Here is a 15,740-nt window from a genome sequence, read left to right on the forward strand (position 1 = left end):
CAGAGCAACTGGTGTTCAAGGGGCTCGAATCGGTGCGCACCGACTGGACCATGCTGGCCAAGCAATTCCAGACCCGCCTCTACGAGCTGGTGTTTCACGATGAAGATCCCAGCGGCTATGTGCGCACCATGGTGGATGAGACCCGCGCCGGTCGTCACGACGATCTGCTTATCTACCGCAAACGGCTGCGCCAGAAGCTCGAAGAGTATCAGAAGAATGTGCCGCCTCATGTGCGGGCTGCGCGGCTGGCGGATGAGGAGAACCTGCGCCGCGGCCTGCCCCAGCGCTACCAGCACAGGGGCTCCATCGCCTACCTGATGACTCTTAATGGCCCCGAGCCGCTGGAGTACCGGCGCAGCGCCATCGATTACGAACACTATATCGACAAGCAGTTGCGGCCCATTGCCGACGCCATCCTGCCCTTTATCGGCGAATCGTTCGATCGGATCTGCGGTCAGCAGCTGGATCTTTTCTGATTGGTGCAAGATGGCACTTTACTTCCCATGAATACTGGATAAAAATACAGTTATAAATCATGGAGAAGTTTCCTATGCGTCTTGAAATCATCATCGACAGAAAACATCAGATCCCGACCTCGACCATGGAGGCGCTGCGTCAGGAGCTGCTCAAGCAGCTTGGCGAAAAATTCCCCGACATCCATGTGCGGGTCGCGCCGGGCAGTGCCATGGCCCTGACCGTCAGCCGTGCCAGCAAGGAAGACAAAGAGCTGGCCGAAGCCATGGTGCAGGAGGTGTGGGAGAACGCCGAGAGCTGGATGCCGGAAGAGAACGTCGCCTCCTGATCCCGATGGTCGAACGATCGGGTGAGCGATAAAGGGTAAACAGCAATCCCACTCAGACCCGCCCATGTCCGAGTAATGAAAAACGCAGCCAGCTGGCTGCGTTTTTTGTTGGTGGCTAACTGTGGCTAACCCTGGCGAGCGGTGATTTATCTGGCTCTGGGTGGATCTGCGCCCGTTACAGTCCCGCCCAGCTTTTCAGGCTCTGCTGCTGTACCCGTTGATCTGCCTGCGTGATCTCACCCTTGGCTCGCAACTCTTTGAGGGCGAGGGGGAGGGCTGCGCGCACCTCGTCACTGCTCATCCCAGCCTTGAGGGTCGGGTGATAGGCCATCTTGAGCAGCACATAGTCGAGACCGGTCAGAAAACTGTCGACGCTGTTGTCGTTGAAGATGGAGGGGAACACCTTGTCGGAGTCGTTGGGCAGCCCCATCACCTGGGTAAACTCCTCCACCACGCAGTCGAGAAAGCGCCCCTTGGCCCGGCTGTAATCCACCGGAATGATGATGGTGGCACTGCTGATCTCGTGCTGTTTGTTGGTGGCAAAGTGGCCGATACAGAGCCCCTCCTTGAGCGCGGCATTGACCGAAGAGGTATTGCCCATGGTGCGCTTGGCCCAGCTCTTCATCCGCTGGTAGTCGGTCATGATCAGGGTGAGGTTGGGTTTGCTGGTTACCATGCTGATGGGGTGGCCGGTGATGCGAGCCAGATGGGCCGCCTGCACCTTCACCACCTCCGCCTGCAGCGGCTTGTCGCCAAATTCGTTGATAAGTTGCAGCCGGATCGGCTGCTGCCAGCGGGTGAAGCGGGGATGGGCTGTCTCGTGATACTCCCGCTCCATGGCGATGGCCATAAAACTCTCGGTGAGATAGCTGTCGCTCTGCCAGCGCTCGCTGGCGTGGGCGCTGTGCCCCGCGAGCAGAAGCAGCAGGGCACACAGCCCGCGTGACACGCGCCGGGAGCGGGCTGCGCGGCTCAAGTTGGCAATGATCACATTGGCAATAAAGCGCGTGGCGCTAATGGGGACAGCGGCAAATGACATGTTTCCTCCTTGAAACGGGTGTCAGCCTAGCGGCTGGCCTTGTCGATATCGCGCCAGGTGAGCCAGAGCCTGAGATCAAACTCCAGTTGATGATAGTCGGGCTCCATGTGCTGGCAGAGCTGGTAGAAGCTCTTGTTGTGATCCTTCTCTTTGATATGGGCCAGCTCGTGCACCACGATCATTTTCAGAAACGGGGGCGGCGCCTCCTTGAACAGGGCAGCGATGCGGATCTCGTTCTTGGCCTTGAGCTTGCTGCCCTGTACCCGGCTGACATAGGTGTGCAGGCCGAGGGCATCCTTGATGACGTTGATTTTGCCATCGAACACCACCTTTGACAGGGGGGCAGAGCTCTTGAGGTAGCGGTTCTTCAGCTCCATGGTGTAGGCGAGCAACGCCTTGTCACTCTGGATCTGGTGGCTCTCCGGATAGCGCTTGGCCAGCATCTCCCCCAGCTTGCCTGCTGCAATCAGCTGCTGTACCTGTGCCTTGAGGGGGTCGGGATAGCCGCCCAGATAAGTCAGTTCCGCCATGGTGTCACTCGTCACATCAAAAAGAGCGTCATTGTAGTTATCTCGGGCGGGCTTGCCTACTGTGGACCGCTGCTGCCAGGCGCTCTGGCGCAATAAAAAGGGCGGCCATTGCAACAATGGCCGCCCTGTGGGGGCGATGGGTGATCAGCGTCGGCGATAGAGACCCGGATCCACCTCTTCGTAGTGGCTGGTCAGGTATTGATAGAAGGCGAGATGGGAGGGGGAGCTGGGCTTTTTCAGCTCCTCGCTCACCCGATCCGGCTTGGCGATGATGAACTTCGGATTCTGACGCTGGATATCGGCCAGCACCCGCTCGCGCACATCATAGGGCGGATTGACGTTGGCAAAGAAGAGGTAGGCGGATGCCGGCTGGCGATCGGTCCAGAGATAATATTGCGGCTGGATGCCATCGACCCAGATCTTGTCGCTCGGGCTGGTCTCGGCCTTGATGCGATCGATCCGTACCTGCGCGGCCGGATTGAAGGGGCGCCCCTTGAGGGTCCCTTCCCAGGCGTTGTTGATCATCAGCAGCAGCATGGCCAGCGTCGCCAGCCAGGGGGTGGCACTGCGCACATCCCAGGCGCGCCAGAGGGGGATGAGGATCAGCACCGGCAGCGCCCAGAGCAGGCTGGTGCCGAGCACCTCGTTGACCCGCTCGAGGGACCACTCCTTGGTGCTCCAGCCAAAGGCAAGCTGCTGGGCCAGCAGCCAGCTGGCGGTGAGCACGACCAGCGAGATGCAGAGCAGGCCGATGGCATCTGCCTGCTGTTCGCTGCGATCCAGCAGTACCGCCAGCGGTAGCACCGCCAGTTGCAGATAGAGCACGTCGTAGTGATCGAACACATGGCCGGAGACCGAGTTGGCGATCAGGGTAAACAGCACCCCAAACAGGGTCGCCAGCAGGGCGGGCAGATACCACTCCTGACGACGGCTCAGCATCAGAATAATGAAGGCGGGCAGCAGCATGATGAGGCCGGTGCGCAGCAGGCCGACGGCGCCCACCATGGGGGAGAAGCCGTTGCCGTAGCTCCCTTCGAAGAAGATGTCGAAGGCGTAGTATTTGAAGGCCGCCAGCATATCATGCTGCTGGAAGTAGGCATAAAGCGGGCCACCAATCAGCGCCAGCCCCAGCAGGCTGGAGATGAGCAGCAAGATGGCGTCACGCCACTTCTCGTGCAGACACCAGTGGCAGAACAGCACCAGATACCAGGCACCCCAGAAGGCGCCGTTGTTGGTGCGCATCCAGGCGACGATGGCGAAGGTGAGGGCCGCCACCAGCGCGGGCCACCAGCGAAATCCCTTGTCCAGCAGCAGGGTGATAAAGGCCCACTGGGCGATGAGGGCGAGGTGGAAGGTCCAGTCCTCGGTCATGTTGCCGTAGTAGTAACGGGTGCCGTAGAGGGCCAGCACCGCCAGCATGGCGCCAAGGCGCGCCTTGAACGAGAGGCCAAGCTGGGCAAAGGCCTGCCAGCTGGCCAGCAGTCCGAGCCAGCAGAGTACCCACTCCAGCGCCCAGATCCCGACAAAACCACCCAGACCATAGCCCAGCGCGTCGAGGGCGAAGATCATCGGCCCCTTGATGTCGATCATGTCGCGATAGAGCACCCCCCCTTCGCTCCACATCTTGCCCATCACCGCGAACAGCGAGGCATCAAAGCCCGGCGCCATGGCATGGAAGAGCGGGTTGCGCAGACAGAAGAGCAGCGCCAGCAGGGCGGTCAGCAGCACGATGGCTGGCTTGATGCCCGGGTTGACGCGAGGAGGGGTGAAACGGATGGAGTGATTCATGAAGTCGCCTGTTCCTGCAGCTGGTCTTGAAAGCGGGCCTATCTTGCCGAGCTAGTGAGTGCGATGCAATGGGGCGGGCCCGTGTGGGGCAAATATTCTCGAAAAAGCCCGGTTCTTGCAGGGAACCGGGCGCTGGCTGCGGCAATATTGGCCGTCAGGGGGGATGTGGCAACAGCCATCCCCCCCTCAACCTCAATTGATGTACTCAATCAGGGGCGGCTGCGCTTCCAGCGCGGGCAGATGGCGGGCCCAGCGAATAAAGGCGTCGGCCAGGGTGATGCCGAGCTCCTGATTGTGCTGGGTCAGGGTACGCGCCAGTGCGGTATAACCCTCCTTGCCGGAGGCGGTATAGGCACTGGATACCCCGCGATAGATCTGCTCGGCATTGACCGCTTGCCACTGGCCGGGGGTGGGTTCCCACTCCAGCCGGGTGATGCGCTGACCCTTGGGCAGATTGGCCTGATAGGTGAATCGCACCCCCGCGGTATAGGGGAAGCTGCCGTTGCCATTGCCGATCACGCCGTTGTTGGTGGCGTTGTCGATGGCATTCTCCAGCGCCTCCGCCAGCTCGTGACCATGCACCCGATAGAGGGTTAGTGGAATGGCAAAGGGGAGCAGGCGACCGGCAATATCCGCTTCGCTCAAGGGGCCCGGCTCCAGCGAGCAGCGCACGCCACCGGCGTTGTGCAGGGCAAAGTCCACCTCACCCACCTGCTCGCGGGCGGCGGTCAGCATGGCACGGGCTACCAGCGGGGCGAGTTGGCTGCCGTGGGGCAGGGTGGCATCCGGCAGCCGCTGATGGGGCAACGGCGCCGCCAGCCGGGTGACGATGCGCTGGCTCATGGTCTCGATCTCAGGCCGGTAGCGTTTGGCCAGATGTTGTTCAAGCTGTGGATCCGGCTCGCAGAAGGTGAGCCCGGCGGGCGGGGTGGAGGCGAACGGCCAGGGCTGCCAGGGGAGCCACTCCAGCTGCCCCTCACTTTGCACGACGCGACCCGCCTCATCGAAGGTGAGCGCGCAGACACCGAGGCAGAGGGCGCTGTGGCCCGCGTGCAGGATAGCCACCCCGTTGTTCATCAGGGGATAGCAGCCTTCGCTTGGCAGACCCAGCGGCGCGAGATCCCCCAGCAGGCTGTGAGTGTGGCCGCCGATGATGAGGCTGAGTTCGGGGAAGCGCTCGGCCAGCAGCTTGTCCTGATCCAGCCCGAGGTGGCTGAGCAGCACGATATGCTGGATCCCTTCGCGCTTGATCTCCCGCAGCAGCCGGGTGAGGGTGTCGGCTACCGCGTGGAAACGGGTGTGGGGATCCGGATTGGCGATGGCTGCCATCTGGGCGAGGGTGATGCCGAGCAGCGCAAAGGGAACCCCGTCGATCACCCGGCGATGCCAGGGTTGATGTGCGTCGTAGAGGTGGGGGATATCCCACAGCCCAAGCGGCGTGTCGGCTGGCTCCTGGCTGTTGTCCAGGTTGGCGGCCAGCACCGGAAAATCGAGCTGGCGCAAGAACTCCACCAGCGGGCCGTTGCCCAGATCGAACTCGTGGTTGCCGAGCACCATGGCATCGGGGGCCAGCATGGCGAGCAGGTCGGCGTTGGCGCGACCTTTGAAGCGGTTGAAATAGAGAGAGCCCTGAAAGGAGTCACCACCGTGCAGAAACAGAAAGCTCTGGCCAGCCGCTGCGGCTTGGGCACGCAGTTGGGTCAGTCGGGACAGGATCCGGGCATAACCGCCGCACTGGGTGCGCCACTGGGCTTCACCGACAGGGGAGAAGCTCATGGGCGCGCCATCGAAGTGGGAGTGGCAATCACTGAAATGGGCAAGTTGAACCGTAATACTCATCTCGGTCCTCCTTAGGGGGAAAATGAGCACCGAGTCTACTGCAAAGGGGGGGGAGGATACCAGCCCGGCAGGTGCCGGGCTGGCGAAAGATCAGGCGGGCACCATGATCTGGGTGGCGATGATCACCACCAGCAGGCCGACGCCCACCGGCAGGGAGGTACGCTTGACCACCTCGAACGGCGAGAGCTTGCCCATCCCCGCACAGGCGACCACCACCCCGGAGACCGGCGAAATGGTGCGACCCAGGTTGGAGGCTTGCAGCATGGGGATCACCAGATAGGCAGGGTTGATGCCAAGGCTGGTGGCCAGGTTGGGGATCAGCTCCACGAAGGCGTAGAAGGGGGCATTGCCCGAGCCGGTGGTGAAGGCGGCCAGGGTGGTGATCACCACCAGTGACAGCATCATGATCATGCCGCCCGAGCCGAGATCCTGCGCGTGGGTCAGCAGGGTGTCGATAAAGCCGATGGTCATCAGACCCTGGGCGAAGACACCGGCACCGACCAGCAGCATGACGACGCCAGCAAAGGCGTCAGCCATGTTGCGCCAGCAGACCTGCAGGCCGTCCAGCAGCTCCTTGCCATTGCGGATACGGATGAGTTCCAGCAGGCTGGCCAGCACCATGCACATCACTATGATGGTGACGATATCCAGCTGCGGGCCCCATTTGCCGTCAAATACCAGCACCCCGATGATGGGGGTGAATGGCAGGATGGCGTAGAACGCGGGCGCGGTGGTCAGCAGATCACCCGGGGCGACCGGCTCATTGTGCTCACCGGACTTCTGATCAAGGTAGCGCTGCCAGAAGAAGTGGGTCACCGCCATGCAGGCGATGGCTACCAGCGAGATGGGCAGGGTCAGCTTGAAGGCAAAGTCCAGCAGCGGCATGTTGGCGGCCTGAGCGGCCATCACCACGTCACCGGAGGTCGGTGCCAGAATGATGGCGGCGGGCGAGGCGCACACGGCGGCGGCGGCACCACGGGAGATCCCCATATTGACCATCAGCGGGAACAGGGTGGCCATCAACAGCACACCGAGGCCAGTGGCGGAGCTCACCGCCAGCGACATGGCGCAGGCAACCAGATAGGCGGCAACCAGCAGGATGTAGGGGGACTTGATGATGCCCAGCGGTTTGCTGGCCAGCTTGACCAGAATGGTGTTGGCGCCGATATGGCTCATGTAGCCGGCGAAGCCGCACAGCACCATGATCAGCATCCCCAGTCCACCGCCACGGTCATTGAGCAGGAAGCGGATGTATTCGAAGATATCGGTCGCGATGTAACCGGTACTGACTACCTTGCTCGGCAGCACCGGCTTGCCCATCATGGCGGTGACGACCAGCAGCAGCAAGCCGCCGCTCAGCAGCACCCCGGTCGCGGAGTATCCTTTGAAAATGGCACGGCCCACCACCAGGGTGACCAGAGTGCCAACGATGAGTTCCAGCATACGTTGCCTTCTGATTGGATGAGAGTGGAGGGAGTCTATTCCTATAGGGGTAGGCTGGCGACTGGAAACCGGATGTTGTGTGAGCTAAATCAACGTTTAACCCCGTGAACAGAATTAAAGAAAGGTAAAGGCACTTTACCCAGTGGGTTTGGCTACCTACCCTTGCCATCCTTGGTTGTCTTTTGAGACTTTTATATGGCGATTGGTGATTTTATAGGCGTTAAACGCTGCTTTTTCCTGCTTGTGCTGCTATTTTCGCCTACTTGCGTGTTTGCGGTGACCAATGACGGTTTTCATCAAACTGGCCCTCATCAGGCGGTCGCCATGCGGCGTCTCATGGCGCCCCACTCTTACGGCGTGCTGGTGGTCGCCGAGGGGAATACCCCCCGTTTTGCCGCGCTGGCATCCAAAACCACCGCAGCAAACTGCCTGGCCCGTCACGCCATCCGGGTGGATGGGGTCGTGTTGCTGGCCACCCCCCGGTTTTATGCCAAAGAGGGAAAACGGGGTCTTTGCGAGCTGTGGCTCAAGGAGGGGGCAGATCAGGACTTTTTTGCCAACCGGCTTAAAAATGATCATTTTATTCAGATAGATGGTCACGACATTAATGTGAAAAACTACCATCTCGACTGGCAGCGCATCAGTCGTCATGCTCAATAAAAATACAGTATCGGCCTTGTGCCATACTCTGCTCACGGAACCTGTGAGCGGGCTCTGATTTCTGAGCCATCATTGTATTGCGCCACATCACGGTCACACATAGGCTATAGGCGTTATCTGTGTGGCGATGGGTTTCCCGAGGTTGGTACTCCGCCCGTGCAATCAAGGAAGGTAGTCTGGCATGGTCAGCAAGTTCTATGGAGTGGTGGGGGCCGGACTGTTGCTGCTGCCCCTGATGAGTCAGGCGCAGCCAAGTCGGCCGCAAGTGGTGCCAGAGTCCCGCATCAATGTCCGTTTTTATGAAGTGAATGCAGCCAGCCCGGATCAGCTTGCCAAGGCCATTGGTCAACATGCCCCCAAGGTGAATGGCAAGCCCGTGCTTGGCAAGGCGAGTTATCAGGTGGATTGGCAGCTTGATACCGAGCAATTGCAAGGTATCTGCCAGCTTAACCGGGTGACGGTGACCACCAATGCCACCGTGTTGCTGCCCCGCTGGCGTCAGAGCGCGAACAGTAACGAGCCTGCCCGTCAGCGTTGGGGACGACTGCTCTCCAGCATGTTTGACTACGAATCCCGCTTCAAGTCGATGGTGTTGCAGGGTGCCAACCAGGTGGGCGGTGCGATTGCGGCGCTACCCGGTCACAGCGATTGTCAGGCGCTACGTTATGCCGCCTGGGCGGCGGGCAGTGGCGAGCTGAACAAGGTCAAGGGGCGGCTCGATGATTTCCAGCGTCAGACGGGTTACGGTGAGCAACTCGGGGTACACTGGCCAAAGTGAACGCTATATAAAGTCGCAATATCCTGCATCGCAAGATTTGATAAATAGAATGGCCGCCCATCGGGCGGCCATTCTATTTGCTTGCAGAGTCCGGTTTAGACCAGCGCTTTGCCTTTGAGCAGTTTGCGCACCCAGTAACGGGCAGGGTGGAGCGCTTCCAGCAGATCGGCGGCCAGCGGCAGGGGATCGCCGCAGATCTCGCTGGCGAGCAGCTCGCCACAGAGCGGCGCCGAGCAAAGTCCCCGCGAGCCGAGTGCCCCCAGCACATAGAGGCCGGGGTGAAGGGGCAGCGGTTTGGCATTGTGCTGATCCTGCTGCAACTGCGCATAGTGATCCGCCAGACCATGCAATCTGGCGATTGGCCCCACCACCGGCAGGTGATCCCGACTGGCACAACGCACCCCCACGCGCGCCTCGTTGCCACTCACATCCACCTCGGCGGGCCAGTGCTGATCAGGCAGACAGGCTTGCAGCCGTCCCTGATTCTGCACCTGCTCATCGGCACGAAACTCAAGGCTGCTCTGGTTGCGGCCATAACTGGCGCCGATGCAGTGCTGTTCGTTGTGCATCGGTGTGAGGTAGCCATCGTAGCAGAGTACGCTCTTGAGCTGACGCAAGCTGGTCGTGGTCGGTACATGACTCACCTGACCGCGTACCGGATAGAGCGGCAGTTCGGCAAAGGGGATCAGTGCAGGCAACTGGTGACCGGCGGCGACCACCAGATTGGGGGCCTGCCAGAGGCGGCCATCCCTGCTTTCTATTTGCCAGCCATCGGCCTGCTCGGCAATGGCGCTCACTTGGGTGTGGTACTCCACCTGCAGCAGACCGCTGGCCTGCGCCTCTTTCAGGGCTGCGCGGGTGAGATCAGCCGGACAGAGCCAGCCCCCCAGCGGGTAGCCGACCCCCTCATGGCCACTGGGCAGGCCAGATACCGCTTCGGTCTCTGCGGCGCCAAGGGGCTGCATCAGCGCGGGCGGGAAGGGGCCCTGACCCATCTTGGTCAGCTTGGCGCGGGATTTGTCGTCATAGCCCAGTTGCACCACACCGCACAATTCGAACGCGATGGGATGGCGCTCGGCCAGCGCCAGCAGCCGTTGGCGGGCATAGCCAAAGGCCAGCGAATAGAAGCGCGACAGCGCATCGTGCTCACCATTGAGCAGCGGATAGAGCGCCCCCTGGCGGTTGCCGGAGGCGCCGGTAGCCGGTTCGCCATCTTCGCACAACAGGGTCACCTTGCGGCCCCGCTCCACCAGCGACAGTGCGGTCATGGCCGAGGCGACGCCACCGCCGATGATCACAATCTCGCCATCCTGGCCAACCGGACGGGCATAATGGTTGGCGATCGTCTGCGCGGGGAGCTTGTCGTTGCGCTCGCCGATCAACATGGACCACTTGGTGCCGTGGCCCTTGGTTTTTTTCATGGCAAAGCCGGACGCGATCAGCCCGCGGCGCACAAATCCGGCGCAGGTAAAGGTGGAGATGGTCGCCTTCTCGCGAGCGAGACGGGCCAGACCGTCGAACAGATCCTGCGTCCACATCTCGGGGTTCTTGGCTGGCGCAAAACCATCCAGATACCAGGCATCGACCAGGCCCGCTGCGCCGTGCGGTACTTGCGGCAGCGTATCCTTGATGTCGCCAAACCAGAGATCGAGGCGGATACGGCCGCCTGCAAAGTGCAGGCGGTGGCAGCCGGGTACCGGTAGCGGCCACTGGGTGATGAGATCCTGGCTCAAGTGGCCAAGCTCTGGCCAGGCGGCCAGCGCCTTGCGCAGATCGTCCTGGGTCAGGGGGTATTTCTCGAAACTGATGAAGTGCAGACGGGAGCCGTTGCCGGATTGGGGCGCCTGTGCCAGGAAGGCTTGCATTGTCGCCAGAAAGTTAAGGCCTGTGCCGAAACCTGTTTCACCTATCACGAAACTGTCACTATCGTGGTGCGAAAATCGCGCAGGTAGCCGGTTTTGCTGCAAAAAGACGTAGCGGGTTTCACTTAGACCGTTATCATTGGAAAAGTACACATCCCCGAAGTCACTGGAGACAGGAGTTCCCGCTTCATTCCAGTCCAATCGGGCATGATGTAAGGATGTTTGACTCACGTTTTCCTCGGCTCGCGTCACAAAATCGCGGGCATTCTACGTGAAAGCAGACCAGTTTGGCAGCCGAAAGCGGGTAGACTTGGCGCCAGTTTTTCCAGACGAGATGAATTAATGAGAAGAGCAGTGATCACCGGTATCGGCGTCATCTCCAGTATCGGCAACAACAAGGAAGAAGTGCTGGCCTCCCTGAAAGCAGGTAAATCCGGCATCACCTATTCCGAGCAGTTCGAGCAACACAACCTGCGCAGCCGTGTCTGGGGTAACATCAAACTCGAGCCGTCAGAACTGATCGACCGTAAAGTCATGCGTTTCATGGGTGACGCTGCGGCCTACGCCTACCTCTCCATGCAGCAGGCCATTGAAGATGCCGGTCTGCCTGAAGAGCAGGTCTCCAACGAGCGTACCGGCCTGGTGGTCGGTTCAGGTGGTGCCTCCGGCAAGAACACCTCGGAATCTGTGGACATCGCCCGTGAGAAAGGGGTCAAGCGTGTGGGCCCTTACATGGTGCCGCGCACCATGTCTTCCACCACCTCTGCCTGCCTGGCGACGCCGTTCCAGATCAAGGGTGTCAACTACTCCATCAGCTCTGCCTGCGCCACCTCTGCTCACTGCATTGGCCACGCCATGGAGCTGATCCAGCTTGGCAAACAGGATGTGGTCTTCGCCGGTGGCGGTGAAGAGCTGGACTGGTCCTCTACCATCCAGTTCGACGCCATGGGCGCCCTCTCCACCAAGTACAATGACACGCCGGAAAAAGCGTCCCGTACCTATGATGCGAACCGCGACGGTTTCGTCATCTCCGGTGGCGGCGGCATCCTGGTGATCGAAGAGCTGGAACATGCGCTTGCCCGTGGTGCTCACATCTATGCCGAGCTGACCGGTTACGGTGCCACCTCCGATGGCTACGACATGGTTGCCCCGAGTGGTGAAGGCGCGGTGCGTTGCATGAAGATGGCGATGCAAGGTGTGGGCAAGGTTGATTACATCAACACCCACGGCACCTCTACCCCGGTAGGTGATACCAAAGAGCTGGAAGCTATCCAGACTCTGTTTGGCACCAACGGTCCCAAGATCTCCGCCACCAAGGCGATGACCGGCCATGCGCTGGGCGCTGCAGGCGTGCATGAGGCTGTCTACTCCCTGCTGATGATGGAACACGGCTTTATCGCCCCCAGCATCAACATCGAGACTCTGGACGAGAAGGCTGAAGGTCTGCCCATCGTACGTGAGTACGAAGCGGCTGATCTCAATACCGTCATGTCCAACAGCTTCGGCTTTGGCGGTACCAACGCCTCTCTGGTGTTCAGCAAGTTCAAAGGCTGATATCCGGCTGATATGAAAAAAGCGCCTCAGGGCGCTTTTTTTGTCTCCGGGATCGGCCATCCCAGCGTCAGATCAGCAGCATCGTGGGATAGGGCGGCGCGTTGGCGGCCGGGTGGTCCGTGCCATGCCATGCGGAATTGATCCACGGCTCAGACTGGCACCTTGCTGCAGGCAGTTAGCTGGCGAATAGAGGAAGCAGGGGAGCAAGCCAGGCCACGTACTCTATCCGCCAATTACTCTTGTGAATCACGCAGGCAGAAAGCGCGTTTGATACAGCCAGCAACACCTCCCCCCGCTTTGTCTATCGCGTTGCAAGTTGATGCCCTCTTTAGGGAACCGCGCCTGCTCGCTGCGCGGTGGCAGGCGTCCGGCGCGGTTCACCTATTGCATCTCCTCAGATATTCACCTGCTTTTTAGATATCCACTTGCGAGCCGAGCTCAATCACCCGGTTGGGCGGGATCTCGAACTGATCCGGGGCGCGCAGGGCGTTGCGCTGCAGCAGCATAAAGAGTTTGCCGCGCAGATAGAGATACCAGGGGCGCTCCTTCATGATCAGCGACTCGTGGGCCATAAAGAACGAGGTCTCCATCATCCGGCAGCTGAGCCCCTCGGCGTTGCAGCGGTGGAAGATCTCCTCTACGTTCGGAGTCTCGCGCCAGCCGTAGCTGGCCACCACCCGCCAGAAGGTGGGGGATAGCTGCTCGATACAGACCCGCCGCACATTGTGAACGTAGGGCACATCCTCCACCCGCAGGGTGAGCAGGATGATCCGCTCGTGCAGCACCTTGTTGTGTTTGAGGTTGTGCAAGAGCGCGTGGGGGATCACATTGACCACCCGCGACATATAGACGGCGGTGCCGGCCACCCGGGTCGGCGGGGATTTTTCCAGCGAGGCGATCATCGGCTCAAGGGAGTTGCCGTGCTCGTTCAGGCGGCGAATAAGCTGGAAACGCTCGCTCTTCCAGCTGGTCATCACGGTGAACATCACCGCCCCCAGGGTGAGCGGCAGCCAGCCGCCGGAGAAGATCTTGGCGAGGTTGGCGGCAAAGAGCGGCACGTCGATTGCCAGCAGCGCGGCGAACAGCGCGGCCACCAGATACTTGTTCCAGTGCCAGCTGTTCTTGGCCACCGAGCAGGAGAGGATCGAGGTGAGCACCATGGTGCCGGTCACCGCGATGCCATAAGCGGCCGCCAGATTGCTGGAGTGCTCGAAGCTCATGATGACGATCACCACCGAGATATAGAGCATCCAGTTGATGACCGGAATATAGATCTGGCCGGACTCCTGCTCGGAGGTGTGAACGATGCGAATGGGGGAGAGATAACCGAGGCGCACAGCCTGCCGGGTCAGCGAAAAGACCCCGGAGATCACCGCCTGCGAGGCGATCACCGTCGCCATGGTTGCCAGCAGCAGCAGCGGCACCAGCGCCCATTTCGGCGCGAGCAGGAAGAAGGGGTTGGCAATGGCGGCGGGGTTACTCAGCAGCAGCGCACCCTGACCGAAGTAGTTGAGCACCAGGGAGGGCAACACCACGATAAACCAGGCGAGGCGAATGGGATTTTTGCCAAAGTGGCCCATATCCGCGTAGAGCGCCTCTACCCCGGTGATGGCCAGCACCACGGCGCCGAGGGCAAAGAAGGAGGTGGTCTGGTACTGGATAAAGAAGCGCACCGCCCAGATGGGGTTGAGCGCACCCAGCACCTCGGGGTTATGGATGATGCCGCGCAGTCCCAGCACCGCCAGCGTCATAAACCAGATCAGCATGATGGGGGCAAACAGCTTGCCCACCATGGCGGTGCCATGTTTCTGGATGGCAAACAGCAGGGTCAGCACCAGCACCGAGAGCGGCACAATATAAGGGTCCAGCGTCGGCGCCATCAGGCTCAGGCCCTCGATGGCCGACATCACCGACATCGCCGGGGTGATCACCACCTCGCCATAGAAGAAGCTGCCGCCAATCAGCCCGAGGATGATCAGCAGCGGCGTCCAGCGGGGGGAGGCGTTGCGGGTCGCCAGCGACATCAGGGTGAGAATGCCCCCTTCACCGGCGTTGTCGGCCCGCATCACAAAAGAGAGGTACTTGACCGACACCACCAGGATCAGCAGCCAGAAGATCAGCGAAAGAAAACCGAGAATGGAGGCGGGTTCAACGCCAAACCCGAATTGCCCTGACAGGCACTCGCGCAGGGTGTAGAGCGGGCTGGTGCCGATATCGCCATAGACCACGCCAATCGCCGCCAGCATCACGCCGGGGGTGGCTTGTTGTTTATCACAGTTCATGAGTTCATCTTGTCAGTTTGATGTTTACACGTTTGCCAACGCACAGGTGCCCGACCTATCAGGAAAGTCGTGATATTTAATCGGGAGAGAATTAATGGATTGCGATGGGAAAGGGCGCTAACCGAATAGTGATCTGCTTGTCATGGAACACAGTCTGTTCATCTGTCATTAAGCTTATAATGACACACACTCTGCGGGTCTATGCTCAGTTATAAATAATCAAAAGTTCAATTTGAGTAAGATTATTAATTATCCGGCGATTGAAATATATCAAGACGAAGCCGACAACCGTTTGTTTTATCTTGGGAAGCGGTTTGGCCACTATTTTTTACCGCACTGAGTGAAAAACAGACGATAAAATAGTGACTAATTAATTGCTGGCAAGATGACAAAGGGGAGGGTGTTGGGTAGCAATGGAGTCTTTATTTGGTAGGGAAAAGGTAGGGTGCAATGAACGAAGTGAATTGCACCGCTAATTTAAAATGCAAGAGGTGCAATGCACTTATTGCACCCTGCTAATCTAACTGAAAAATTTAACTATGCAAGCATTAGCTTAAATCACTCGCTAATTTGACGAATGTTATGACCAAAATATCTTAATACCTTGGTTGTTCTTCCATTGATCACGGGAAGTTCTTCTTTGTTTATCCAACCAATCAGTTCTTGGACATTGGATTTCCCAAATTCGTTTAGTTTGTATTCGCTGTCGTAAATACAGTTTGCCATTCGTTCTATAGGATCCCCCGGACCATATAACAGGTAACTCAACGTTTTCTTCACTCGCTTCTCTTCATTATTTTCAATAAATGCGGATTTTAGTGTTTCTAGCCCACCCTTGTAGAATCTAAATCGATCATGAAATGAATGTAGAACGCACAGAGTATCGACAATATCTTTCATAGTTGCTGAATGAATAGACTCTATCGAGCCAAAAACTTGTTTGATTAGAGGATAGTTAATTGGCACTATGCGGTCTTCAAAGTGCTCCCATTTAATTTTCAGCCATTCAGCAATAAGACTTCGTGTATTGATTTTTTGTTGGTCATCCCAGCCAATTGGTTGATGTTGCCATGTATCTTGTGTTGCATGATGATCACGGACGAAACTAAAAAATGAATCAATTTCTAACCGTAACGGGATGAATTCAGCATTAACTTTCCTGT

12 protein-coding genes and 1 pseudogene are annotated in these 15,740 nt (G+C 59.1%); 5 read left to right on the top strand and 8 right to left on the bottom strand.

Annotation, left to right across the window (positions count from 1 at the left end; translation table 11 throughout):
* Positions 1-476, top strand: a pseudogene (locus tag LD28_RS0115535) (DNA polymerase domain-containing protein); the annotation flags it as partial.
* Between the two features lie 74 nt (positions 477-550).
* Entirely contained in the window at positions 551-802 is a 252-nt protein-coding gene (locus tag LD28_RS0115540; protein ID WP_005333426.1) for a DinI family protein, read from the top strand.
* Positions 803-977: 175 nt separating this feature from the next.
* Here the strand turns inward: LD28_RS0115540 and LD28_RS0115545 are convergent, their stop codons facing one another.
* From LD28_RS0115545 to dcuC, 5 genes are all read right to left on the bottom strand, one after another.
* Positions 978-1,841, bottom strand: coding sequence for a DUF2927 domain-containing protein (locus LD28_RS0115545; RefSeq protein ID WP_033137853.1), 864 nt, complete (start codon positions 1,839-1,841; stop codon positions 978-980).
* Positions 1,842-1,867: 26 nt separating this feature from the next.
* Entirely contained in the window at positions 1,868-2,371 is a 504-nt protein-coding gene (locus LD28_RS0115550; RefSeq protein WP_033137854.1) for a M48 family metallopeptidase, read from the bottom strand.
* Between the two features lie 144 nt (positions 2,372-2,515).
* Entirely contained in the window at positions 2,516-4,159 is a 1,644-nt protein-coding gene (locus LD28_RS0115555) for a hypothetical protein (RefSeq protein ID WP_033137855.1), read from the bottom strand.
* A gap of 192 nt (positions 4,160-4,351) precedes the next feature.
* Positions 4,352-5,998 carry a bifunctional metallophosphatase/5'-nucleotidase gene (locus tag LD28_RS0115560; RefSeq protein ID WP_033137856.1) on the bottom strand — a complete coding sequence of 549 codons (1,647 nt, stop codon included), beginning with the start codon at positions 5,996-5,998 and terminating at the stop codon, positions 4,352-4,354.
* Between the two features lie 90 nt (positions 5,999-6,088).
* Positions 6,089-7,441 (bottom strand): anaerobic C4-dicarboxylate transporter DcuC, encoded by a 1,353-nt coding sequence (gene dcuC / locus LD28_RS0115565; RefSeq protein WP_033137857.1) that lies wholly within the window; start codon positions 7,439-7,441, stop codon positions 6,089-6,091.
* Between the two features lie 195 nt (positions 7,442-7,636).
* On the opposite strand from dcuC, the gene LD28_RS0115570 reads away from it, so the two are divergent.
* Both LD28_RS0115570 and LD28_RS0115575 read left to right on the top strand, forming a co-directional pair.
* The gene (locus LD28_RS0115570; RefSeq protein ID WP_033137858.1) at positions 7,637-8,101 is read left to right on the top strand and encodes a hypothetical protein; all 465 of its coding nucleotides are present in this window, start codon (positions 7,637-7,639) and stop codon (positions 8,099-8,101) included.
* 181 nt (positions 8,102-8,282) lie between these two features.
* On the top strand, positions 8,283-8,879 hold the full coding sequence (locus LD28_RS0115575; protein WP_033137859.1) for a DUF922 domain-containing protein: 597 nt from the start codon (positions 8,283-8,285) through the stop codon (positions 8,877-8,879).
* A gap of 95 nt (positions 8,880-8,974) precedes the next feature.
* Here the strand turns inward: LD28_RS0115575 and mnmC are convergent, their stop codons facing one another.
* Positions 8,975-10,993: a bifunctional tRNA (5-methylaminomethyl-2-thiouridine)(34)-methyltransferase MnmC2/FAD-dependent 5-carboxymethylaminomethyl-2-thiouridine(34) oxidoreductase MnmC1 gene (gene mnmC, locus LD28_RS0115580; RefSeq protein WP_193354319.1), complete on the bottom strand. Its 2,019-nt coding sequence runs from the start codon at positions 10,991-10,993 to the stop codon at positions 8,975-8,977.
* A gap of 90 nt (positions 10,994-11,083) precedes the next feature.
* Here mnmC and fabB point away from each other — a divergent pair, with 90 nt between their 5' ends.
* The gene (gene fabB / locus LD28_RS0115585) at positions 11,084-12,295 is read left to right on the top strand and encodes a beta-ketoacyl-ACP synthase I (RefSeq protein WP_033137861.1); all 1,212 of its coding nucleotides are present in this window, start codon (positions 11,084-11,086) and stop codon (positions 12,293-12,295) included.
* 413 nt (positions 12,296-12,708) lie between these two features.
* On the opposite strand, the gene kup is transcribed toward fabB, so the two are convergent.
* Positions 12,709-14,577 (bottom strand): low affinity potassium transporter Kup, encoded by a 1,869-nt coding sequence (gene kup, locus LD28_RS0115590; RefSeq protein ID WP_033137862.1) that lies wholly within the window; start codon positions 14,575-14,577, stop codon positions 12,709-12,711.
* Between the two features lie 558 nt (positions 14,578-15,135).
* A partial coding sequence (locus LD28_RS23465; RefSeq protein WP_206538768.1) for a hypothetical protein occupies positions 15,136-15,740 on the bottom strand: 605 nt, incomplete at its 5' end.

Origin of the sequence: Aeromonas finlandensis (assembly GCF_000764645.1) — a bacterium.
Lineage (GTDB): Bacteria > Pseudomonadota > Gammaproteobacteria > Enterobacterales > Aeromonadaceae > Aeromonas > Aeromonas finlandensis.